This is a genomic window from Psychrobacter sp. Sarcosine-3u-12, from assembly GCF_002836005.1.
In the GTDB taxonomy this organism is placed as follows: domain Bacteria; phylum Pseudomonadota; class Gammaproteobacteria; order Pseudomonadales; family Moraxellaceae; genus Psychrobacter; species Psychrobacter okhotskensis.
Map to the genome: position 1 here is coordinate 141,179 of NZ_PJBY01000100.1, position 24,500 is coordinate 165,678.

Here is a 24,500-nt window from a genome sequence, read left to right on the forward strand (position 1 = left end):
TACCGTTATTCCGAGTCGTTTTATGGAAAACTCCGCGCAGTCCGAAAGATTGCCACACTTACATGCATCAGAGCTGTTCCACGCCATCAAAAATCCAGCGTTTCGGCGTATTGGATTAATGGGGCGCGCAGGCAAGCGCAGCGTCACCCAAAGTCTGGTGCAGATTGCCCAAACGATCAATGAGATGAATCTCACCCTGATAATGGACATGCAAACTGCCCATCTACCAACCTTGGATCTTACTGAGATCGAAAAAGTCAAAATCGTTAAGCGTAGCTTAATTGGTGAGATTTGTGATTTGGTTATCGTCGTCGGTGGTGATGGCTCTATATTGCATGCTGCTGAAGCACTGGCTCGTTATCGCGTGCCAGTCTTGGGTGTCAACCGTGGTCGCCTTGGTTTTTTAGCTGATGTCAAACCTGATGAAGCTGCTTTTAAATTGCGTCAAGTATTGATGGGCGATTATCAGTTGGATCATCGGTTTCTCTTGACGATGGAAATACGAGAAGGGCGAAATATTATCCATGAAGATATGGCGCTCAATGACATCGTATTGCATGCTGGTAAGTCAGTACATATGATTGATTTTCAGATGAAAATTGATGGTCACGATGTCTATAGACAGCACAGCGATGGCTTGATTGTGGCGACGCCTACTGGTTCCACAGCCTATGCACTATCTGGTGGTGGCCCTATTATCCATCCGAGTATGGATGCAATATGTCTGGTGCCCATGCATCCGCATACCTTGTCCAGTCGTCCGATTGTAGTCAGTGGCAATAGCGAAGTTTGTATTCGCATCCATGAGGACAATCGCACGCAGCCGATGGTTAGTGCAGATGGCAAGCCCAGCATACCGCTCGACCAAGAGCAGCGGCTTTATATTCGTAAGCACCCTGATAAGCTAACGCTGCTACATCCTCCAGGATTTGATTTTTATGAGGCGTGCCGTACCAAACTACACTGGAACGTCCATGCCGAAGAATTCAGTCTTGATATCGATGATGATATTATGGATGATGAATAAAAGCAGTTGTCGTATAAAAAATAGTCGTGGAGAGTGAGATGGATAAGCAAACAATATTAGCAACGCTAACACCAGACGTGGTCGATAAATTCCGTATGGCCATTGAGCTTGGCAAATGGCCAGATGGCCGTAAATTAACCCCTGAGCAGCGCGACACTTGTATGCAAGCGGTAATGGTTTGGGAGCATGAGCATCTACCTGCGGCCGAGCGTACCGGTTATATTCATAAACCTGTAAAGGACGATGGCTCAATCGTCGGTGCTGAATGTGATGTCGAGCACGAACATCATTATCCCAATATGCCCAATACTAAGGGCGCTATCCAGCCAGTTAAGTTTCGTGATAAATAAGCAGAATGGTCGTGAATTAGAGTAGCCGTAGTTAACTACAATAAAAGCAGCTATAGTCAAAATACCCTAAAAACGCGACGGTATTGCTGATATCACTTTTTTGTCGCCTCTGTCTGCACAGGCATAGCAAGCAAGAAAATGGATATCAGCAGTGCGTCATGTATCGACAGTGCTTTTCACTTATATTAAAGATAAGATTGAAAGGCTCAATAAAAAAGCCACGCTATATTATATAGCGTGGCTTTTTTTTGTGCTTAAAAATGATTAAAGCGCAGTCGTATCAACACTTGGACGGACCGTCAATGGATTCTTTTGCATCAAAAACCCTTGCCAACCCCAATGCAAAAAATTGCGGATATTGGCATGATCAGTGCCTTTAGGCGTCTCTAGCACTTTGGTATAATGTTCACCAAATAGCTTTAGCGTGTCTAATTGATTGAGACCATGGTGTTTGGCAAAACCAAAAATTTTCGCACTGCCTTCGTTTTCGCCAGCGGCATTGTGCTGCATGCCATTAACGAAAGGGGCGGGCGCATAACGATAAAAATCATCAATAAAACTGATGACATCATTGAATCCAATGGCTTTTTTATTCAAACCATTAAGTAGAGCCGATACATCTGATTGGCGAATACTCATAAATAAATGACCTCAGAGCAGATTAAAAAGCAAAGTACGGTGCTTGGTGTGTGCTCAATGATTATTAGTGGTTAGGTGTTAAGACTCAGCTTAGCGATTAAAATAGTCTTCATCATCAAAGGAAGGCGCAAAACTGCCTTGCTCAAGATGCTGCATTTGTGATTGTACCGAACGCTCATGCTGTATGCGTTGGTAAATCTCTTCGCGGTGTACAGCAATGTCTTTTGGCGCATTAACACCGATACGCACTTGATTGCCTTTAACGCCTAGGACAGTCACACTGACCTCGTCACCAATCATTAATGTTTCGCCCACGCGGCGTGTCAAAATTAACATGCGTCACACTCCTTATGTCGCATCAACAGATTATTACTCATCAGATTACTTCTCAATTACAGGACATTACCGCCGCACTAAACACACCTTGTATTTAGCTTACAAGCTACTATGTCTAACGTTAGGCGAATAGCGGTAATGATAGGTAGATTCATTTAGCCCAAATGAAAGCCCCATTATAGGGGGCATAACAGATACTGTCACGGGTTTTCACAAAACTATTAGGTATATACCAATCAGAACAATAATAAAAATAAAAATAGGATCTAAAAAGACCCTATTTGGATAAACACATTATTGAAAGTAATTGATGCTGATGTAATCGATAACTGTTAATGCTATGTCTATATTTTTAATGGTTTTAATATAAATTATAGCCCAGCGATTTTGCTGTCGCCATCTTCACGATCAAGACCAAATGCCGTGTGCAGTGATTTAACTGCTTTTTCTAGATACTGCTCTTGGATAAGCACAGATACTTTGATTTCACTGGTCGATATCATTTGAATATTGATGTTGTTTTCTGCGAGGGTTTGGAACATGAGGCTAGCAACCCCAGCATGCGAGCGCATACCAACACCAACCAAAGAAACTTTGACGACTTCGCTGTTACCCAAGATTTCTTTGGCACCAATCTCGTCTTTGACTTCATCGTTTAACACTTTCATGGTTTTGTCCATGTCAGTACGATTGACCGTAAAGGTAAAGTCAGTGGTGCCATTGGTTGATAGGTTTTGCACGATCATGTCAATTTCGATATTGGCGCGACCAATAGGGCTCAAGATAGCAGAGGCGATGCCAGGGTGATCGGGCACACCGCGCACGACTATTTTTGCTTCGTCTCGATTAAAAGCGATACCTGAGATGATTGCCTGTTCCATATTGTCTCCTTCGTCTATCGTAATTAGGGTGCCGACATTGTTCTTAAAGTCGTCGTCAAAGCTACCATCGGTATTTTCATCAAAGCTAGAGAGGACGCGTAGCGGTACGCCATATTTACCCGCAAATTCTACTGAGCGAATTTGTAAGATTTTTGAGCCTAGGCTCGCCATCTCCAGCATTTCTTCAAAAGTAATTTTTTCAAGCTTTTTGGCTTTTGAGGTGACGCGTGGATCAGTGGTATAGACACCATCGACGTCGGTATAGATTTGGCATTCATCTGCGCCCAAGGCTGCGGCAATCGCAACACCTGTCGTATCAGAGCCGCCGCGACCTAACGTCGTTGCATTACCATCCTCATCGATACCTTGAAAACCAGCCACAATCACGATATTACCAGCATCTAATTGCTCACGAATGTTTTTATCATCGATGCTTTCGATACGGGCTTTATTATATGAGCTATCAGTTTTAATAGCGACCTGACGACCAGTGAATGAACGAGCACCAATACCAAGATCTTTGATGGCCATTGCAAGTAACGAGATAGAGACCTGCTCACCCGTTGAGACCATTTGATCGTATTCGCGAGGATCAGGCTGGGTGCTAATTTGGCGTGCCAGATCAATCAAACGGTTGGTTTCGCCGCTCATGGCAGAGACAACGACCACCACTTGATGACCATTATCATGCCAGCGCTTAACTCGTTTGGCGACGTTTTTGATGCGGTCGATACTGCCCATCGAGGTGCCGCCGTATTTCTGTACTATTAACGCCATAAAAATCTACCTATTATTCATTAATGGCCTTTTATTATCATCGATAAGCAGCAATGTATCTGTCAATCAATGCTTGCGTAGATAAAGCCGTATTATAAGAGTTGCGCCCTATGCCTTTTGTTTATCCAATGGTGCCTGCGTTAAACTGAATGAGCGATATGAATGGAATTAAGGATATGCCCAAACGTCGACCTTTATACCATACTCGGCTTGTAAGGTTAAGTGTCAGTACGGATTAGATATATGGCGATTGGTTATAAAGCGTATAACCAATCGTATCATTCCTGCTGCTCGCCCATACTAATGGCGTTTAACGCACTGAATGGCAGTCAGCTAAATGGCTTATTCACCAAGCTGGGTAGTTATCCAAGCGGGTAGCGCGTCAATGACTGCTTTACTGTTGCCAGACTTCGGTGCGCCGCCTTGGGCGTAATCGGGCTTGCCGCCGCCTTTACCGCCAAGCTCACTTGCCAAATGACGAATGATATCACCGGCTTTTACTTTAGCAGTGACAGACTTTGCGACACTTGCGGCTAAGGCTAGCTGATCGTCTTTATCACCAACCAATACAATCACGCTATCAGGCAGTTTGGATTTGATATCATCCATCAGCGTACGGATTGATTTGCCATCCACACCGCCTAAGGTGCTGATAAGAACTGGCGTACCGGCGATAGTCTGCACATCATCAAGCAAGTTAGCGGCTTGCGCACTGGCCATTTTCTGTTCTAAACGCTCTAACTGCTTCTCTAGGTCGCGCTGCTTATCCGCCATAGTACGGACACGCTGTGCCACTTCAGGGCGTTTTACTTTTAGCTGACTGGCAAGCTCGCTGAGTTGTTGCTCACTTTGCTGAATGTTTTTTATGGCATTCATACCTGTGACGGCTTCAATACGGCGGATACCTGCGGCAATACCTGATTCGCTAGTAATTTTAAAGACACCAATGTCGCCCGTACGCTGCACGTGAAGACCACCACACAGCTCAATAGAGAAGGGCTGACGCTGACCATCGACAATGCTGTCGGTGCCCATAGTAAGCACGCGAACGTCATTGCCATACTTCTCACCAAACAGTGCCATGGCACCTTGCTTCATCGCTTCATCGATAGACATATGCTCGATACGGGCTGGGGTATTGGCTTGGATTTGCTCATTAACGAGACGTTCTACACGTGTAATCTCGGCAGCAGTGACGGGCTTATCATAGGAGAAGTCAAAACGTAGCACGTCGCTTGAGACCAGCGAGCCTTTTTGTGTGACTTCATCACCCAATACCTCTCTTAATGCGGCATGCAATAAGTGAGTGGCCGAATGGTTTTTGGCACTAGCAGCACGGATACTAGATAAAACTTGGGCGTCAGCTGTTTGCTTAGTGCTGATATCACCCATGGTCACGACGCCATGATGAATAATGGCTTGCCCGGATTTTTTGGTATCTTGCACTTCAAAAACACCAGATGCGCTACGAATTTCACCCAACTCACCGACTTGACCACCACCTTCAGCATAAAACGGCGTACGGTCAAGGACGATAACGCCTTCCATACCTTCGCTTAAGCTATCGACAGGATTGCCATCTTGATAAAGGGCATTAACAGTCACGCCATTTTCTTCAAGTTGCTCATAGCCGATGAATGTCGTTGGGTTGTCTACTTGAATGACACTGCTATAATCAACATCGAATTTGCCAGCATCACGGGCGCGTTCACGTTGTGCTTGCATGTGCTCATCAAACTCCGCTTCGTCGATTACAATACCGCGTTCACGAGTGATATCGGCGGTCAAATCAAGCGGAAAGCCATAAGTATCATAAAGTTTAAAGGCGGCTTCGCCAGAGAGGGTATCGCCGTCTTGTAAGCCTTCAAGTTCGCTGGCAAGCAAGCGTAAACCCTGTGCCAATGTCTTGGCAAACTGCGCTTCTTCTTTTTGAATGGCGTTTTCGATGACGCTTTGTTTGTCTTTTAGCTCTGGATAGGCAGTGCCCATTTCAGCGACCAGTGGCGCGACCATCTTATAAAAGAAATCACTATCAGCGCCCAACTTATTACCATGACGTACGGCACGGCGAATGACGCGGCGCAGCACATAGCCACGACCCTCATTACTTGGCGTGACACCATCAGCAATCAAAAATGAAACAGCGCGAATATGATCAGCGATGACTTTTAGCGACGACTGCTGCTGATTTTCAATGTCTAAAATCTCAGCAGCGGCATCCATCAAGTGCACAAATAAATCGATTTCGTAGTTGCCATGCACACCTTGCATGATAGCGCTGATACGCTCAAGCCCCATGCCAGTATCGACACTAGGAGCAGGTAGTGGCAACATGGTGCCGTCTTTTTGACGGTTAAACTGCATAAAGACGCAGTTCCAAATCTCGATATAGCGGTCGCCATCTTCTTCGGGTGTACCGGGCAAACCGCCTTCAATGTCTGCGCCATGGTCATAAAACACTTCGGTACAAGGGCCACAAGGGCCAGTATCGCCCATCGTCCAAAAGTTATCTGATGCGTAAGGCGCGCCTTTATTATCACCAATACGGATAATACGCTCGCTAGGAATACCGATGTCTTTATGCCAAATATCAAAGGCTTCGTCGTCAGTCTCATAAATGGTCACATATAGACGATCTTTATCGATAGCCAACCATTCATCGGATGTCAAAAATTCCCAAATGTACTCGATACCCGCTTGCTTAAAATAATCGCCAAAGGAGAAGTTGCCCAGCATCTCAAAGAAGGTGTGATGACGCGCCGTATAGCCAACATTGTCCAAATCATTATGCTTGCCGCCCGCTCTTACGCATTTTTGCGAGGTTACTGCACGGGTATAATCACGCGGCTCCATGCCCAAAAACGTTTCTTTAAACTGATTCATACCGGCATTGGTAAATAGCAATGTCGGGTCATTGTGCGGAATTAGGCTAGATGAAGAAACAGGGGTATGCTGCTTGCTTATAAAAAAATCGATAAAAGCTTGACGAATATCGGCTGAGCGAAATGGCTGGCTCACAGCGGCTCCTTACTGACGGATAGAATTGAATAGATAAAGTAAAATAATTTTGCAAGCGATTTTAGCACAAACGCCCAAGCTCTTGGTACAAGAGTTACAACTGCTAGGTTATTCTGCGTCTCTAAATAGTCGATGGTTTTGGTAGCGCATAAAAGCTAATTGGTCAAAATCGCCGCATCGGTCTTGTCGAGTTTGTCTTGTATCAATGGATTGGACTCAATGACTTGTACTGGCAAGTAGCGCAGCTGTAGCTTAATGGGTAAATACTCAGGGAAATTCTCTGCCATATCTTGGGTAATGACAGTTTCGATTTGTCGTACATCGTATGAGGTAGGCGTCGTCTCTCCGCGAATGACCGCACGTACGACTTTATTTTCTTTCGAGGTATCAAACTGAGTATTGGTCAGTACGTTACCCTTATCAATAAAGTAGCTGTTGATGGCTTCTTTGACGCTGCTTTCAAAGACTTGCTGCTTGGCGTTGGTTTGTAGATTAATAGTTAAATAAGTGCCCAACCCTGCTAACAACAATAGGGTCACTGCATTACGTTGCAAAAAAGTCAGGTAGGTGTTTGATTTGTAGTCGTCCTTGACCAAACGACGAAAGCCTAAAAGCCATAATACAAGCGCATTGGTAAATTGGATGGCAATAATGTTGGTAACAGCTAACAGTAAGGCGCCAAAGCCTAGCTGAATCTCGCCATTGGCAAATAAAATACCACTGGCAGCCAGTGGTGGCACCAAAGCGGTTGCTACTGCTACGCCGACCACTGCCACTGATAGGTGCGGTGATACCATCGCATAAGCACCAGCAGTACCACCTGCTAAGGCAATCATCAAATCCATCGAGGTCGGCTGAGTGCGCGATAGTATCTCTGTCGTTAATGGCTGATCTTTGTGCAGCCAACCGACGACGAAGCCGACCAGTACGACCAATGATACGCCGACGATAACCGTAATCAGTGATTTACGTAGCAATGGCATACGATGATCAATAATCGCTAATGCTATGCCAGTAATGGGACCTAACATCATGGCAACCAACATGGCGCCAATGACCACGGCAGCTGAATTGGTTACCAACCCATAACTGGCGATGATGGCAGAAAGTATATTCATAATGAAATACATTTTGCTAGGCAGAGCGTTGGCCTCGATTCTGACTCGTACTTCTGGATAGTCTACCTTTTGGTTGCTGAATTGCTCGGCAACAAACTGCTTATAAGACTCCAGTTTGGCTTCTTTTTGTTCTTTGACTTCGTCCTCTTTCTCTTTCTCTTCTTCTTTGTCGTTATTCTCTGCCTCGTCGTTAGGCATTTTTTCTAGTGCATCATCTTTGCTTGACTCATTTTTAGATTCATTTTCAGTAGCAGTCAACGCTTTGGCATTGGGCTGCGTTTTTCCTTTGGAGGCTGGCGTGACTAGTGTTTCAGGTTCTACTGTATTTTCTGCACTTGTACCTTGTATGGACATACTTTCGTCTGTTTTGGGATCCGTCGCATCCGCCGTGGATTCATGGTCAATTGTTTTGCTAGCGTCGGTTAGCACCCTAGAATCGTCAGTAGCTTCTGCTTCAACGGTGGCTTCATCAACTAGGGTTTCCTGACTATCTTCAGTACCTTGCTTTTCTACATCATCAGCATTTGACGCGCCAACTTCTGTTTTTTCCATGTCGCCAGATGCTTGGGTTTCTGGCTCCGATGTTTCAACACTCGCCACTACCACATCGGGTCCAAGCGACTCCATCTTTACTTTAGCTTCAGGATGTTGAGCACCTAGATCATTTTCCTCAATGCCGTCTTGCTCAATGTCATTTTGCTCAATGTCGCTTTCAGTATTGCTTGGATTTTCATTGTTTAAGGTTTCATTATCCAAGGTTTTATGAGTCTGGATTTTATCATTTGGACACGACATTTCATCGACATTAGCTTCATCAGTTGCATTATTATTAGCAATAGACTCTGACACCTGCTGAGCATCAATCTGGTCTAAGGCATCTTTTGTCGTTGCTGACTCAACAGCTGACTGTTTATTAGATAAGGTCATAGTGAAAAACTTTCTTAGCGAATGACAGAAAGTCGCTATTGTAATGATAAATGTAGAAAACCGTAGGAGTTTTTTGCGACTAGGCAGGCGAGAAGTAAGCGGATGGAAAATCAACTAATACTGATAAAAGCATCATACTTTACGATTTTTTACGATAAATAATATTGCAGATAATTCCCTTATTATAACAAGGCTTTTATGCTGAGTCACCCGTTATAACTGGCTTAAAGGTTTGGATTAAATACTTACTTTCCTTGTGGATTTAGTGTATAAAGGGAGTATACCCACAACAAAAATGAGGAATAAATTATGAACTGGCCATTATTTTCTGTCATCTACTCCATAGCAGCAACCGTCACCATTGGCGTATTCATGATTGGCGCCTTGGTTACAGGGTTTAATCAGATTCCACATATCCAAATGGCAGTAGCCGCAGGTATCTTGATCTCTATTCCTGCAGGATTGTACTTTACCAAAAAAGTAGGCAGCATCACTGGTAATGAGGAAGGCTATAAAGTATAAGTCATAGGGCAGTGGGCAATTTTTACTTTACGGGTTATATTTTAAATTGATGTTCTAAGCGAGTGCTTTACATCGTTATTTTATACCGTTACTTTACATTGGCACGTTAAATACGGAAAGCTTACTTTGTAGAGTAAGCGTGGATGTATCATAAGAAAAGCGCCAATAAGACGCTGCTTTAGGAAGCTGTTTTGCTGCTCTCTGATAGTAAGTATCTAAAAATTGAGTGAAACTCAGTCATAAAAAAAGACCCTCTTAACAGGGTCTTTTTTTCATTAAGCATTTTGTTAAACTAAACTATTTTAGGACAACGGTTGCGCCATTCTCAATGTTGGCATACACCTCTAGTACATCCCAGTTAGTCAAACGTACACAACCTGCTGATGCTTGACGGCTGATACCTTCAGGTTTTGGCGAGCCATGCAAACCATAAGACGGTTTAGACAAGCCCATCCATACAACACCGACAGGGTTGTTCGGTCCTGGTGGCAGCATATGAACCTTTTTCTGAGCACCGTCACCGACAGTCGCTTTATACCAAGGCATTTTTACCTTGTTGATAATTTTGAAAGTACCCTGTGGAGACGGTGTGGCATCGCTACCAATAGTCGTTGGGTAGGTGGCGACCAATTTGTCATCATTGTAGGCGTACAATGTTTTGTCTGCTTTATTGGCGACAACGCGGTTGATGCGCTGATTCAGCGGTCCACGGGTGTTAAGGACTGTAATGGTTTCGCCAGCTTGGTAAGCTTTATTTTTATTTAGCTTATCTAAGTAGCGTACGTCCATGTGGAAGCGTTCGCCCAGCATCTCTTTGATATCTTGATAATACAAACCTTTCATTTTCGACTTCGCTTCTGAGCCAGCAGGGGTAGGCGCGAAGTTGGTTTTGAGATCATCTTCAGTCAGTGTGTAAGTCACTAACACGGGCTTATTGGCAGGAATGTTTTTGATTAAGGCATTCCATGTTTTTTGATCCATTTTGCCGGTTGCTGGCAAGCCTTTCATGGTTTGAAAGTTGATCAAGGCTTTTTTACTGTTCATACCCCAGCCGCCATCGATAGGACCCGGTGAAGCATGGTTCCAATCGAGTAATGCCTGCATTTTAATAGTCATCGCTGAGTTGACCTTCATGCTTGGTGACCAGACGGCATCATTGACTTGTTTGGCATAGTTGGACAAGTTTAGCGTGGTGTATCTTTTACCATCTTTGTCTTCGATGTTTTTGATGGTAGGGTCATCGCTAAAATCTTGACGCTTTTCGCTTTCAGGTAACTCAAAAGACAAAGGGTCAGAGGAGTCAATAGACGAGACGTCGCTAGGGGCGGCAACGGCTTGACCTTCACTAATATCATCAGTGCTGTCAGATTGCTCATCTTTACGAGTCAGCTCTTCTGCGCTCATATTATCAGCAGTGCTCGATTGAGCGGCTGCCATCGGCTTTTGGCCTTGCTTTGAATCAATCAATTGCGTCATGCGGTCAGCTGGCTTAGCAGTAGTGGCGGGAGCGCGACCATCGACTGAGCGGCTACGATTCTCTTGCACATCAAGGCTCACTTTCTTAGCGAGGCTAGGCATGGAGTCGGATGTGCGTACTGGCAATGAGCGAGTATTATCAGCGGTGGCGGCAAGCGCACTCACGCTGGCACTAACGACTACGATAGATATGGCGGTAATAAGAGGCTTTATTTTCATCATATTTAAGTTACTTGTGGTTGCTACTAATACGGCTATTATGCGCATAATTGAGACGCTTCGCAAACTTTTGACACATATTTTTATACCTATATAGTACTAAACGTCAACTGCTGACGTATTCACTACAGTTGGGCAATAATTTAGCCATGGTGTGTATGGATTTTTGCTAGATTCTAGGGCGTGTCTTCAATCCAAGCGCTTGTATTTAAATGGGCTAAAAATGGCTAAACTTTGCCAAACGTCGTCAAACAGCTGATTAATATCTCGATATTATTTGTGCTATTTTCCTCGTTTGACGGCAATTTATCTCATTTTTATGACTATTTTTAACATGAGAACATGGCCTAACTCAATACACTCAGTGTTTTTCTGTTTTTAGTAAACTAAAAAACACAGTGATTGGCGCAACCTAGTGTTTGCGTCTATAATGTAGGGCTAGATTATTATTTAATAAGTCGGCTTTTTATAGAGAGCGATTTAACCCATCCGCATGTAGTCAGTGAACATGTAATCAGCAAGGTGCGATATGTCAGAAGACCAAACAATGAGCGCAGAAGAGTTTCAAAACCAATACTTCAATGAGACTGAGCCTAAGGGCTTGGACGGTGAGATGGAGTACGATTTGAAGACAGGCCTTCTCGGTGAGCACGATGAATTTGCCAACTTGCATGCAGAGCTCGAAGAAGCGCGCGAGCAACTGGTTAGTATTCGTGATTTTATACGCTTTTCGGTCACTCAACTTCGTAACTATGATGTGGTCGTGGCTCAAGGCACGACAGATGAGTTTGCTGAAGCATCAGCGATTGTATTGCACTCGTTGTCGTTAGATTGGTCCGCGAATGAGCAGATTCTAGACTGCCGGCTGACCACGTCAGAGAAGCAATTGGTATTGAGCCTGTTAGAAGAGCGTATCGCTGAGCGTAAGCCTTTAAGCTACTTGATCAATTTATCCTACTTCTGTGATTTGCCTTTTTATGTTGATGAGCGCGTGCTCATTCCGCGCTCGCCTGTAGCAGAATTAATACGTCAACAGTTCCATCCGTATTTTGATGTCAATGAGCTGGCGAAGCCACTGGGTATGACGGTCAATGATAAGGCTACTGCCTTCTATGATCATGGTTTGGATGTCAAGCAGCTATCACAGCCTGAGCGTGTTTTAGACTTATGCACCGGCTCTGGCTGTATTGCTATTGCCTTGGCGACGCGCTTCGTCGATGCCTTGGTCGATGCTGTAGATATTGATAAAGGCGCGCTTGAAGTGGCGATGGTCAATGTCGATCATCATGATCTTGGCCATCAAGTGAATGTGATTGAGTCGGATCTGTTTGCCAAGATTCCTGCTGAAAATCAATACGAGCTGATCGTTACCAATCCGCCGTATGTCGATGCTGCTATCATGGCAGACTTGCCACCAGAGTTTTTATACGAGCCTGAGCATGCGCTAGCAGCAGGTCAAGATGGACTGGACTTGGTACACCGCATTCTTTTTGAAGCGCCAGACTATCTCAGTCCAGAAGGCTTACTGGTCTGTGAAGTGGGTGATAGTGAGTGGGCGTTAAAGCAAGCCTATCCTGAGATTCAGTTTGACTGGTTAAAGTTCGCTCATGGTGGTCATGGGGTGTTTGCGATTACTTATGATGAGCTAATGGCACATCGTCAGCTGTTCGCTCCTTTTGTGCAGATGTTAGACAGTCATAAATAAGTATAAATTAGCAGTCAAAAATTACAAACGATTGATCAAAGAAGCATAAGTTACGTTTACTTGTTTAAGGATAAATATGGCAGGCAATAGTATCGGGCAAGTTTTTACGGTCACCACCTGCGGTGAGTCGCATGGTGCCGGTCTCATGGCAATCGTTGATGGCGTGCCACCGGGTTTAGCATTATCCGCAGAAGATTTGCAGATTGATTTGGATCGCCGAAAGCCGGGCACGTCTAAGTACTCGACCCAGCGCCGCGAGTCTGACGAAGTTGAGATCATCTCTGGTGTATTTGAAGGCAAAACCACAGGTACTTCTATCGGTCTGCTGATTCGTAATACCAATCAAAAATCCAAAGACTATAGCGAAATCAAAGACACCTTCCGTCCCGGTCATGCCGATTATACTTATAGTATGAAGTATGGTTTTCGTGATTATCGCGGTGGCGGTCGCTCTTCGGCGCGTGAGACTGCAATGCGCGTGGCGGCGGGCGCTATCGCTAAGAAGTATCTGCAAGATCGCTTGGGCGTACAAATTCATGGCCATGTGACGCAGATTGGTAATGAATACAGTCAGGTCACCAACCCCGAGCAAATCGATTGGGACTTTGTCAATAGCAATCCGTTCTTTTGTGCGGATGCTGATGCCGTCAGTCGTTTTGAAACCTTGATAGATAGCTTGCGCCGAGAAGGCACCAGCTGCGGCGCCCGTCTAGAGATTATTGCTAGCGGTGTTCCAGTCGGTTTAGGTGAGCCAGTATTTGATCGCCTCGATGCGGACATTGCTCATGCAATGATGAGTATTAATGCTGTCAAAGGCGTTGAGGTTGGTGATGGTATGGCGGTCGCAGGGCAGTTTGGTCATCGCTCTCGTGATGAGCTGACGCCGGACGGCTTTACTGCCAATCATGCTGGTGGTATTTTGGGTGGTATCTCATCGGGTCAAAATATTCGGGTCAGTATCGCGCTCAAGCCAACTTCTAGTATTACTACCGCTGGCAAGAGCATCAATACAGAGGGTGAAGCAATTGAGATGCTAACCAAAGGTCGTCATGACCCTTGCGTGGGTGTCCGTGCCACGCCGATTGCAGAAGCCATGTTAGCCATTGTTTTGCTAGATCACTATCTGCGCCATCGCGGTCAAAATGCGGATGTAAAGCCACCAGTAGAATCGATTACTTAGTGGTTTGATTTCGCTAATTATTCAAGAAAAGTCTTTTCCCTGTTGATGGATTTCATTGATAAGGTAAAAGACTTTTCTATTTTAGAACTTATAAGCTATTTAGTGATCTAACCGTAATGCACTTTACCACTCAGCTTTTATAGCTTGAAGCTATTTACCCTTCTGTGACAATGATATTTTTAGCGTAATGTAAGAGTATTCTTCTATAACAAAAATTCTTGTTAGATCCTTTAGCTTCGGCGTATTGCTCATGAATAATGATGTCGTAGTCGCAAAAGCCATCTTCTGAAAATATGAAGGAGCTACCTTGACTGTCTATCATTGAGATACGGTCGCCATTATTATCATATACGCGCGTATCCCAACCTATTGAGATGTCTATTGGGTGATTTGCTGTTTGCGCGCTAAAACGAATTGAATACTGCTCCTCACTTTTAGGCGTGATAACTAACCTTTGTTGTTTATCTATCTCTTCTGAGCTTACGTCTGTGCTTTTAGAAAGATACTCGCCTTTTACTGAGTAAATATCATAGTTTGTTTTATTGATTAATTTAATATGAGTAGCAAAAAATTCGCTGTAAATAAACCATACTACAAGAAATAGTAGTAATACTTTTAATGGTTTGTTTAGTGATGACATGTTAATCATATTGGGCACTTAGTGATTTAAGCAAGCAATGGATAATCATTAACCGCCACACATTGCTGATGACGAAACACCAGAAGTAATTGCTGACTAGGAATGGCTAGCCAATGCCCAAAATCAATACTATCAATACCTTCGCATGACAGCGCTTGTAGGCAAAAATGACGACTACCGCCTAAACAGTTTTCTAGAACTTGGGTTTGATTAATAAGGTTTTTCATAGTGTTTCTACTTTTACTGTTGATGACGAATTTGAATAACAGCATCATAAAATAAAGAGATAGAAAACCTGTGTAGGAATGATGGAAGTTTAATGAATTGTCATAAATTTTTATTCTTGAGCCAAGGGTAGGGTAATGCTGACCATGACCCCAGAACGTTGCTTGATACCCGCAAATTCTCCCTCACTATGCGTATGAATATTATTAATAGCGACCTGACCACCGTGATGCTCGATGACTTGTTTGACCAATGTTAACCCCAGTCCTGTGCCCTTTTTGGGTGTAGGCGCGGATGCGGTAGAGGAATCTGCTTCATTAGCGTTTTGGCCAACGCCATAAGTAGCATCGCTGTTATGTGGGTGGCTGTTATGTGAGTGATCGTGATGCACATGACCGTGATGAGACAAGCTAAAATAGCGGTCAAACGCTTTAGTCACCGCGTAATCTGGCAATAACTGACCATCGTTAAATATATCGATCTTGACGCTTTGTGCTGAGCGGTGAATATAAATGTTGATTGTGCTTTCAGCAAAATGAATGGCGTTGTCCAAGACGTTTTGCAGCACTTGTACCAACCAAAATTGATCGGCAAAAACGTTAATATGAGCGGATATATTTGCGTTTAAAGGTGATGATTCACTAACTACTTTATCATCTACATAGATATGAATAGGTGCTAGGTGCTGCTGTTGCAACTTCGCGGTATTGTCTTTTGCAAGGCTCTGCATCAACGGTAATAAGGGAGTAAGTTGTTGATTCAGTTTAAAGGTCGGTTGTTCAATCTTAGCGAGTAACAGTAGCCTATCGATTAATTGCTGCATTTTTATACTTTGTTCACCAACGGTTTGGATAAGTATCTGCCGATCGTCTTCATCCAAGCCGTCGTCCTCTAGCAGCTCGCTACTGGCACGAATGGCCGTCAACGGGCTTTTTAGCTCGTGGGTCAACGTATGCACATAGTCGTTGACATAGCCTCTATTCTCTAAGCGATGCTTCATGGTTTCAATGGTATCGGTCAAGCTATTGAGCTCATGACCTAAGTAAAAATAGGGCTTTTTGGTGTCTTCTGCCAGCGCCTTGGTATATTGGGTCACAAGGCTGATGCTTTGTTTAAGCCACCATGCCACGAGCCCAGCTAAAATAAGAGCGACAATACTAATGAGCAAGGCAGTAATCAGCATACGCCGACGAGTATTGTCCAAGTAAGGCAGCACGCTCGCGACTGGCTTACCGACGCTAACGACGCCAATTATATTGCTTGCCTCATCCTTGATTGGCTGCGCCACATACATGACCGTACCATCGCGCTGATTGTGATCTCGTGTCGTACTTCTCGCGCCGTATTGACCTTTTAAGGTTAAATAGACGTCATTCCAGCGGCTATAATCCTGTCCTTCAGCATTGTTAGGCGTGCGGAATGAATCATAGATGACCGTGCCTTGCTTGTCTGTGACATAGACTCGAAAGCTACTATAGGTTTTTTCATCATACTTGATGTCTGGGCGGGTTATATTGTTGTTTGCTAAGGTATTAATAAATGCAGTATCAAGTTGGCTTTGATAATCCTCATCATACAGCTCTTTTGATTGCAGTGGTTGCTGTAGGCTGGCTGCTAGTAGTTTACTGGTGTCTAAGAGCGTGTCCTCAATCACTTGCTGCACGGTCGGCTTGACGTAGCTAAAAAGCTGAGTAAACACGACGATGCCGCAAATAATCAGCACTAAAGCCACTGCCAACCAAATCCTAAAAAAGATACTTAAATTTAGCAACTTTTTTGGGTCAGCCGTTTGTTGTGCCGTGCCAATGGGATGCAGTTTTGCATACCAATTACTTTGGCTGGTATTAGCACTGTTATTGGTTTGATGAGTCATAGGTTTGATACTGCTATTAGTACTCGGTAAGGTCGCTTTGAGCGTATAAATATACTATTTAGCAGCGAATGAACATCAAAGCCTAAGCTGGACATAACGCATAGCCAAGACCACGATGGGTATGAATGACTTCAATGCTAGAATCGACGCTTGCCAGCTGCTTACGAATGGATTTGACATGACTGTCAATCGTCCGTGCCAAGCGATGGTCAGGATAATCACTGACAGCATTGAGTAGCTGTTCACGGCTAAATACTTGATTGGGCGCTTTTAATAAGGTCAATAAGATTTTGCGTTCAGTGTTACTCAGTTCAAGCTTTTGCTCTTGCCACAGTAGCGAGTAGTTGAGCGGTTGATAATGCCAAACACCAGATTGGCACTCAAACGTTAGTGCTTGCCCCGACATGTTATTAGAAAGGCCGTTACTAGATAACGTGTTGCTCGGTGAAGCATGGTCGGCGCTATTATTTGCTGTTTCTGTATGGTTATTAGCAGACTGCTCATAAAGTAATTGCTCACGTCGCCAAATCGCTTTTAGGCGGGCGACCAACTCTCTAGGGCTAAAGGGTTTGGCACAATAGTCATCACCGCCCATCTCTAAACCTAAGATACGATCGACCTCATCACTACGTGCAGTCAAAAATACCACAGGCACATCCTTGAGCGTACCTATATCAGGCGCATGACGTATCTGCTGGCATAGGCTTAAACCATCACCGTCTGGCAACCCTACATCCAAGATAATCGCTGATAAATCTTGCGCTTTTTCGCTACGTAGCAACGGTAGTACGCTGCTGGCATTATCTAACCAAGTGATTTGCCAGCCTTCACGCTTGCAAGTCACTTTAAGCGACATAGCAATAGCGGGATCATCTTCTACCAATAAAATATGAGTCATAAGCGTTATATCGTTTTATAAAAAAATTAAGCTAAAGTATAGTCGATGAATAGTAAAGCTAGTACAGCTGTATTAGTGTGCTATTGGGATAAGTTTTTCTGGCGTGCTGCATACGCAGAGGCTGCGCAAAATTTATCCCAATAGCACTGTAGTCATTCTAAGTTTTTTGACTGTAGCGTTAGTCACAGCTATATTTACAAAGATTAAAAAATGTTGATAAGGCGTCATACAGTCAGTATCAATCCATTAAATTATCGTAGCATAAAAGTAGTGCTACATTTTGCTAGCACTCATCAATCGCTGTGAAAAATTGATGGAAAAGCTGAGGCAAGTAATAGTAAGTAAGATAATGATAGGACATTGAACCTTACTGACACTATAGTCTATTCACAATAAAAGAGCGTCACTATATCAACGTGCTACTGGTATAAATTTTTCTTGCGTGCTGTTCGCCAGCGTGACAGAGGCTGCAAAAAATTCATTCCAGTAGCCTAGTAAAATTGTATCGTTTTTAAATTGAATCTATCTTACTTTTTAGAGAGAGATACTTAAAAATTTATTTAACAGAGTTAACCAAAAAAGGCCAACTTAGTCTCAGCTAAGTTGGCCTTTTTACTAAATATATTTACCGAGATGTTTTGACCTCATAACGACTATGTCAGGCCTTTACAATTGGCATAATAGCTGACGGTCGCGGGCCAATCTGAGAAGATGCCTTTGACACCAACGTCTTGTGCCAGTACATCGATATAGTTCATCATATCGCTATCATTATTAATGGCATCGCCCAGACCACTATAATACCAGTCGCCGCCACCTGCAAGTGGCCCTGAGCGTTCGAGTGACCAGGCGAGAATATTCAGCCCGTTGGCTTGGGCTTGTGTTGCGTATGCAGAAGGCATCATTTTACCCTTGCCATTGGTAGTGACCAATAGCCACGATGCCGGTGCGATAGTATTGACACCGCGAGCTTTGATATCGGCTAATGAATGCTTCCACGTGGTCGGGTCATTTTTGTCAAAAGTCTTGCCTGCAGCAGTTTCATTACTGTCATCAATTAAGTAGACGGCATTGGCAGCAAAGAGGGGCTCGTTGTTAAGCCAGTATTCGATATCTTCAATATTAAAGGACTGCGGGTACACCTCACTAGCGGACACGCCTGCATTCTTATAAGTGTCAATTAACTGTTGACGATAAGCATCCAAACTATAACCGTTGAACGGCATAGTAACGACTGGGGCTTTCAGCTCAGGCGTATGCTTCATGCCCAAGCTGCTGGCAAGTGTAATGTGCTCTTTTAAAGTCAATAACTCACCATTTTGTGAATACAAATCCGTTCGCCACGGTGCTGTTGCATTCATATACCCACTAATACTAATCGCTTGAGGGTTCGCAGCGTCCATTTTCCCTTTGAGGCTTTTGAATTCACTCGCGCTAATATCTGAGGTTCGGCATTCAATATCCGCCGCATTGGTCAGTATGCCATTGGCGTCCACTATTGGTGGTACGGTACATTGGTCAGCCAGTGTGGTCGCGAGAATGTTGGTGGTGGTATGTAAGTCGTTTTGCGCGTGGCGACATACCAACTCGCCATCTTTGGTAAAGGCAACATCACACTCCGATATGCCTGCGCCCATTTGCGCCGAGGCAACATAGCCGTCATAAGTATGCTCAGGGAACTGTAGTGGTGCGCCGCGATGAGAAATAGAGAAGTCTGTCTTGCTGGGTATTTGCGTTTTACATGCCAGCAACTCGTCTTTGAGCGGGCCCTCATCCATATCATTGACCAAGTAAAAGGGTCGAACCCCGTAAGTGTATGCGACGGATTGGGTCGGCTCAGTAGTAGGCGGTGTAGGTGGCACTGCAGTCGAAAAGTCGTCATCTTCCTCGCAGCCTATTAGCAGTAGGGTACTAACAATTACTAACGGCAAAGTAAGATTTATTTGACCGATTTTTTTAAGTGGCACTTTCTTAAGCTGATTGCGTTTAAGCACTGAATTATCCGAAATTGTCATGTAAACTGTCTCCATAAAAAGTGCAAAATAATAAGAATAACTTTTATTGTCATTTAACTAGCACTCAAAGTACCGAGTTATGTTTAAGGAATGATGACAACCGAACCTATTTTGTAACTTTAACCCTATTTAAATTTTTGAATATTATTAAGGATAAATGATGAGTGAATATCTAGAGTGCGTTATCGTTGAGCATAACCCTGCCAAAAAAACGATAGATCGAGCCGTTATTTGGCTACATGGTTTGGGCGCGAGTGGTCATGACTTCGAGCCAGTTGTGCCGCAATTGGGATTGTCTGATGATATGGCCGTACGCTTTATTTTTCCACATGCGCCCCAGCGTCCAGTGACGATTAATGGCGGTATGGTGATGCCAGCATGGTACGATATTTTAGAGATGAGTCTGGAGCGTAAAGTCGATATCGCTCAAATTGAAGAGTCCTCCCAGCAAATACATGATTTGATCAGCCGTGAGATAGAGCGTGGCGTGTCACCTGAGCATATTGTAATCGCAGGGTTTTCGCAGGGCGGGGCAGTGGCCTATCATGCGGCACTTGGTTATCCAGAGCGCTTGGCTGGCTTGATGACGCTATCGACTTATCTGGCGACCAATGATCATATTGTCTTCAGTGCCGCTAACAAAGACTTGCCAATATTGATTGAGCATGGCACACAAGACCCGGTCGTTCCTGTGGTTTTAGGCGAGCAAGCACAGCAATTATTATCCGCAAAAGGCTATAATGTTCAGTACAATACTTATCCGATGGCACATCAGGTCTGCATGCCGCAGATTCAAAATATCGGTAAATGGCTAAATACTGTTTTGGCCTAAAAATCTAAGCTGTAACATAATGTAATGCCAACTGTATATAGGTTGAAACAACAGGGGTAGTTACTATATAATGCACAGTCTTATTGGGGATGTTCTGGCTTCGACGCTGGTGATGAAACTCAATGATGCATGTCGAGAGTATATGTCCTCTCGTTAATCAAACATATATTGTTATAGTCGCAAACGACGAAAATTACGCTCTAGCAGCTTAAACCCTGTTTACATGGTTTAAACCTGTTTACTTAGTTGCTGATCACCTACAGTTGGTCAACTAAGTTGAAGCGTCCGCATGTAGGCTCGCCACAAGTGATTGTCTCAATCGTTTGGGTTCAAAAGTAGAGAATCGTCCAATCCATCCTGACTGTCGGATCGGTGCGGATTAAAACCAAAGACAGAAACTAAACATGTAGATTCATGAGCGTAATGCTGGCGGACGCGGGTTCAACTCCCGCCATCTCCACCAAACAACGATAAAGGGCTGACCGTCATAGACTGTTAGCCCTTTATTTTGGGCGTTTTTTGGGTTTTCGTATCTTATAGGGGTATAGCGTCCTATATAGAATGTTGGTATTATTGTTGGTATTAGAGTTTATACACCTTTTCAATACCAACAAAGGATAGTCCAATGCCCTTAACTCATACCGTCATCAATAAGCTACAGCCCAGTAGCACCTCTATTGATACAAAGCGACCTGACAAGCATAGTGATGGTAATGGGCTGCAGTTATGGGTGCGTTACACGGGCGTTAAGTCATGGATCAGCGCCTATCGCTGGCAAGGCAAGCAGCAAACTCTCACTATTGGCACTTATCCAGTCATGAGCTTACAAGATGCAAGACAGCGCAATATTGAGATCAAACGCTTAATAGCTGATGGTGTGAACCCTAAAGATCATAAGAAAGAGCAGCAAGCTAGCCAAAGTGGTTCTAATATTTTCGATAACATAGCTCAATCATGGTATAGCGAGCGCAAAACCTACCTAGCAGAAAGCACATTTTCCCGTAACTATTCCGCCTATATGCGTGATGTAAAACCCTCTATTGGTCATAAGAACATCAACGACATAACCGCACCTGACATATTGGCTATTGGCAAAACAGTAGAAGCGCGTGGCGCTAATGAAATGGCAAGGCGCACTATTAGAGAAATAGGGCAGATATTCAAACATGCTATACGCAATGGACTAGCCACACACAACCCAGCCACAGACTTAGCCGAAGCGATCAAGCCACACAAAACGACTAATCACCACCGTATCACTAGCCAGCAATTACCCAAGCTATTGAAAGACATTGATGCTTATGGGGGTGATGCACTGGTGAAGCTAGGATTATGGTTTTTATGCTATACATTTGTGCGTACCAATGAGATCAGATACGTGGAATGGCAGGACATAGATTTTAATCGTGGCTTATGGACTATACCAGCTGACAAAATGAAAGCTAGGCGATTGCACTTTGTGCCACTAGCACCGCAAGCCATAGCGATATTAGAGCAGATCAAGGCGCTAGGCTTTTCGGATCAGTATGTTTTTTTTAATAACTCAACACGCAAGCCATATAGTCAAAGCGCGTTTATTAATGCGTTATGGAATATGGGTTACAAAGGCAAAATGACAGGGCACGGCTTTAGAGGGCTGGCTAGTACCACACTGCATGAACAAGAATACATGCACGAAGCTATAGAGCTGCAACTGGCACACGATAGAGAGAACAAGATCAGTGCAGCCTATAACGGGGCGCAGCACTTAAAGTATAGAACGGACATGATGATTGAGTGGGCAAACTTCATTGATGATGCTTACGCTGGCAGGTTGGATAACGTGATAACTATGCCAAAGGCTAAACAATCTAAGCAAGGCTAATAATGAAAATAAGGAATAATTATGCAAAGCATTATGATAATTAATGACCATAAAGCCATCATTCAATACGACCCTGAACTGGATTTATTCCGTGGGGAATTTGTAGGGCTAAATGGTGGGGCAGACTTCTATGGTGACAGCATTACCGTGCTAGAGCATGAGGGCGAACAGTCACTACAAACCTTTTTGGACGTATGCAAAGAGAACGGCATAGCATAACGACTATGCAAGGCTAGGACTAATTACCCGAACGACAGCTATTTACACACTCTTATGCTGTCAATGCCTTGCACCTACTTTGATTTAAGGGTGTAGGGGTGTGAGTTGTGGGATTAGTTGAAACGATTACATTAAAAGGCAATGCAGAACGAGAGAAATATTTATCAGTTCTCGAAGTTATAGACATTATAAATAGCCATGAGAAGAATAATATAGACGTAGTTATTTCTGCAATGGATAGCTTAGGCTTATTTTCTTTGACAGTACATGAGCTAACTAGCTCAGACCCTTATAATCCTACTTATAATCCTATTGATAAACCGATATGCAATAGTTATGAGTTAAAGCAGAAAATTAGAGATTATAGAAAGGCTGCAGGACAACTCGATAATTATAGTGAAGGTAAAGTTTTTGATGAATATATTACGTTGCAACATTTTATAAAGAAGATTTTATGGTCAAGGTTTGACTTATTGAAGATAGAAGATATAGCTAAAAATACCAGTCTAATAGTTTGGGGTGATAGTAACGCTCTATATTCCATGTACAGTGACATGATAAATAGAAGTGATAGCGAATACTACGAATTACCGAAAAGCAGTCAGCAAGCCATAAAGGATTATGTGAATTTAGGTGGCTATCAAAGAGAAGTAATAAATCTTGTAAGCTATATCCCTGAGCAAATAATATGCCTAATGACCAATGATGATCCAGCTCGTATCAATCGCGATGACAAGTATCAGGCATATTGGGACATGATAAGCACTGCATTAGATGCCAACGAACTAACACCGATTAATGATAAAGAGGAGATCAGGCCTGAACAAGTTAAAGCATGGCTAGCTAAATGTGGTTTTATCTATAAAAATTTTAATGAATATTTAACAATAGAACAATCAGTGCAAAACGAAGAACTACAAAAACGCATAGCAGAACCTGAACAAGAAGAAGTAGATGCAAAAGCAACGGGTAGTTTAGTGATGGGAACGTCAGCGGTAGGGTATGGCAAACCTAAAACTAATGAGCAACTTACTAAAGAACTGGCAGCCGCCGAAGCCGAAATAACACGCCTTGAAGCCATATTAAAAGACAAGCCAGCTGATGTTAAAAATTCAAACCCTAAAGATAGTGCATATTGTTTGATAGCAGTATTAAAAAATCTATTGTTAAATCCTGATATGAATGCTTTTCATTTTAAAAGTAGTAGTATCAACAGTAACAATAAACCGTCACAAATAGGGTTGGCTGAATATATTGATGATATGAAAATATACGGCATCAAAAAAGATAATATAAATATTCTTTTTCAAAATGCAAATAAGCAGCTAACAGACGCTAAGAAGAAATCATAAATTGTAAATACTATTTACAGATTGTATTTACAATGCCATAGATAGCCCTACCCCTTAGAGTATTAACCACTGGACGTTACACACCGTAGCGTCATTTAGTGGAACTATACTAATGGACAAGAACAAAACCAACCAAACCCCCGTTATCCCTTTTACTGATAACACCGCGAACGACACCAAACCAACCACCGCAAATAATCCTATGCAGCACTTGCCGACTACAGGCATGGGCAGGGCTAAAGATATTCTGCCATTTCTACCCTTTTCTAAAACAACTCTATTCGAATGGTCAAAAGATGGGCGTTTTCCGCCTAGCAAAAAGCTATCTCCTACCATGACATGCTGGTCATATGCAGACGTTCACGCATGGATCAACAAACACACCTCAACCACTAGCGAGGTGTAGA

General features: G+C 43.5%; 20 protein-coding genes, 1 other RNA gene and 1 pseudogene. 11 read left to right on the top strand and 11 right to left on the bottom strand.

Annotated features, from left to right (window positions below):
* The first annotated feature begins 22 nt into the window (after positions 1-22).
* Positions 23-1,027, top strand: coding sequence for an NAD(+) kinase (locus CXF65_RS08540; protein ID WP_173238908.1), 1,005 nt, complete (start codon positions 23-25; stop codon positions 1,025-1,027).
* Between the two features lie 38 nt (positions 1,028-1,065).
* Positions 1,066-1,377 carry a YeaC family protein gene (locus CXF65_RS08545; RefSeq protein ID WP_101211730.1) on the top strand — a complete coding sequence of 104 codons (312 nt, stop codon included), beginning with the start codon at positions 1,066-1,068 and terminating at the stop codon, positions 1,375-1,377.
* A gap of 264 nt (positions 1,378-1,641) precedes the next feature.
* Here CXF65_RS08545 and CXF65_RS08550 read toward each other — a convergent pair whose 3' ends face one another.
* The 5 genes and pseudogenes from CXF65_RS08550 to CXF65_RS08570 all read right to left on the bottom strand — a co-directional run bounded on the left by CXF65_RS08550 (position 1,642) and on the right by CXF65_RS08570 (position 9,073).
* The gene (locus CXF65_RS08550) at positions 1,642-2,016 is read right to left on the bottom strand and encodes a HopJ type III effector protein (protein WP_037026278.1); all 375 of its coding nucleotides are present in this window, start codon (positions 2,014-2,016) and stop codon (positions 1,642-1,644) included.
* Between the two features lie 168 nt (positions 2,017-2,184).
* Positions 2,185-2,352, bottom strand: a pseudogene (gene csrA, locus CXF65_RS08555) (carbon storage regulator CsrA); the annotation flags it as partial.
* Between the two features lie 371 nt (positions 2,353-2,723).
* Entirely contained in the window at positions 2,724-4,010 is a 1,287-nt protein-coding gene (locus tag CXF65_RS08560) for an aspartate kinase (RefSeq protein WP_101211731.1), read from the bottom strand.
* A gap of 342 nt (positions 4,011-4,352) precedes the next feature.
* Positions 4,353-7,028, bottom strand: coding sequence for an alanine--tRNA ligase (gene alaS, locus CXF65_RS08565; RefSeq protein ID WP_025653038.1), 2,676 nt, complete (start codon positions 7,026-7,028; stop codon positions 4,353-4,355).
* A gap of 155 nt (positions 7,029-7,183) precedes the next feature.
* Entirely contained in the window at positions 7,184-9,073 is a 1,890-nt protein-coding gene (locus tag CXF65_RS08570; RefSeq protein ID WP_101211732.1) for a DUF389 domain-containing protein, read from the bottom strand.
* A 309-nt stretch (positions 9,074-9,382) separates the two neighbouring features.
* On the opposite strand from CXF65_RS08570, the gene CXF65_RS08575 reads away from it, so the two are divergent.
* Positions 9,383-9,595 carry a hypothetical protein gene (locus CXF65_RS08575; RefSeq protein ID WP_025653040.1) on the top strand — a complete coding sequence of 71 codons (213 nt, stop codon included), beginning with the start codon at positions 9,383-9,385 and terminating at the stop codon, positions 9,593-9,595.
* A gap of 297 nt (positions 9,596-9,892) precedes the next feature.
* On the opposite strand, the gene CXF65_RS08580 is transcribed toward CXF65_RS08575, so the two are convergent.
* The gene (locus CXF65_RS08580) at positions 9,893-11,293 is read right to left on the bottom strand and encodes a L,D-transpeptidase family protein (RefSeq protein WP_037026291.1); all 1,401 of its coding nucleotides are present in this window, start codon (positions 11,291-11,293) and stop codon (positions 9,893-9,895) included.
* Between the two features lie 526 nt (positions 11,294-11,819).
* Between CXF65_RS08580 and prmB the strand changes: the two genes are divergently transcribed.
* On the top strand, positions 11,820-12,995 hold the full coding sequence (gene prmB / locus CXF65_RS08585; protein ID WP_025653041.1) for a 50S ribosomal protein L3 N(5)-glutamine methyltransferase: 1,176 nt from the start codon (positions 11,820-11,822) through the stop codon (positions 12,993-12,995).
* A gap of 76 nt (positions 12,996-13,071) precedes the next feature.
* On the top strand, positions 13,072-14,175 hold the full coding sequence (gene aroC, locus CXF65_RS08590) for a chorismate synthase (protein WP_025653042.1): 1,104 nt from the start codon (positions 13,072-13,074) through the stop codon (positions 14,173-14,175).
* Between the two features lie 154 nt (positions 14,176-14,329).
* Here aroC and CXF65_RS08595 read toward each other — a convergent pair whose 3' ends face one another.
* The 5 genes from CXF65_RS08595 to CXF65_RS08615 form a co-directional block, all read right to left on the bottom strand.
* Positions 14,330-14,815 (bottom strand): hypothetical protein, encoded by a 486-nt coding sequence (locus CXF65_RS08595; protein WP_157824067.1) that lies wholly within the window; start codon positions 14,813-14,815, stop codon positions 14,330-14,332.
* Between the two features lie 26 nt (positions 14,816-14,841).
* The gene (locus CXF65_RS08600) at positions 14,842-15,042 is read right to left on the bottom strand and encodes a hypothetical protein (RefSeq protein WP_101211734.1); all 201 of its coding nucleotides are present in this window, start codon (positions 15,040-15,042) and stop codon (positions 14,842-14,844) included.
* Between the two features lie 110 nt (positions 15,043-15,152).
* Positions 15,153-16,913, bottom strand: coding sequence for a two-component system sensor histidine kinase CreC (gene creC / locus CXF65_RS08605; RefSeq protein ID WP_101211735.1), 1,761 nt, complete (start codon positions 16,911-16,913; stop codon positions 15,153-15,155).
* A gap of 82 nt (positions 16,914-16,995) precedes the next feature.
* The gene (locus CXF65_RS08610; protein WP_101211736.1) at positions 16,996-17,811 is read right to left on the bottom strand and encodes a response regulator; all 816 of its coding nucleotides are present in this window, start codon (positions 17,809-17,811) and stop codon (positions 16,996-16,998) included.
* 653 nt (positions 17,812-18,464) lie between these two features.
* Positions 18,465-19,826 (bottom strand): glycerophosphodiester phosphodiesterase family protein, encoded by a 1,362-nt coding sequence (locus CXF65_RS08615; RefSeq protein WP_101211737.1) that lies wholly within the window; start codon positions 19,824-19,826, stop codon positions 18,465-18,467.
* 160 nt (positions 19,827-19,986) lie between these two features.
* On the opposite strand from CXF65_RS08615, the gene CXF65_RS08620 reads away from it, so the two are divergent.
* The 6 genes from CXF65_RS08620 (at position 19,987) to CXF65_RS08645 (ending at position 24,499) form a co-directional block, all read left to right on the top strand.
* Positions 19,987-20,658 (top strand): alpha/beta hydrolase, encoded by a 672-nt coding sequence (locus CXF65_RS08620; RefSeq protein WP_101211738.1) that lies wholly within the window; start codon positions 19,987-19,989, stop codon positions 20,656-20,658.
* Between the two features lie 85 nt (positions 20,659-20,743).
* Positions 20,744-21,121, top strand: a transfer-messenger RNA (tmRNA) gene (ssrA, locus tag CXF65_RS08625).
* Positions 21,122-21,283: 162 nt separating this feature from the next.
* Positions 21,284-22,522: a tyrosine-type recombinase/integrase gene (locus tag CXF65_RS08630; protein WP_101211739.1), complete on the top strand. Its 1,239-nt coding sequence runs from the start codon at positions 21,284-21,286 to the stop codon at positions 22,520-22,522.
* Positions 22,523-22,543: 21 nt separating this feature from the next.
* Positions 22,544-22,741, top strand: coding sequence for a type II toxin-antitoxin system HicB family antitoxin (locus tag CXF65_RS08635; RefSeq protein WP_101211740.1), 198 nt, complete (start codon positions 22,544-22,546; stop codon positions 22,739-22,741).
* Positions 22,742-22,848: 107 nt separating this feature from the next.
* On the top strand, positions 22,849-24,093 hold the full coding sequence (locus tag CXF65_RS08640; protein WP_101211741.1) for a hypothetical protein: 1,245 nt from the start codon (positions 22,849-22,851) through the stop codon (positions 24,091-24,093).
* Between the two features lie 112 nt (positions 24,094-24,205).
* Complete coding sequence (locus CXF65_RS08645; protein WP_227523232.1) at positions 24,206-24,499, top strand: helix-turn-helix transcriptional regulator; 294 nt, start codon at positions 24,206-24,208, stop codon at positions 24,497-24,499.
* Position 24,500 lies beyond the last annotated feature (1 nt).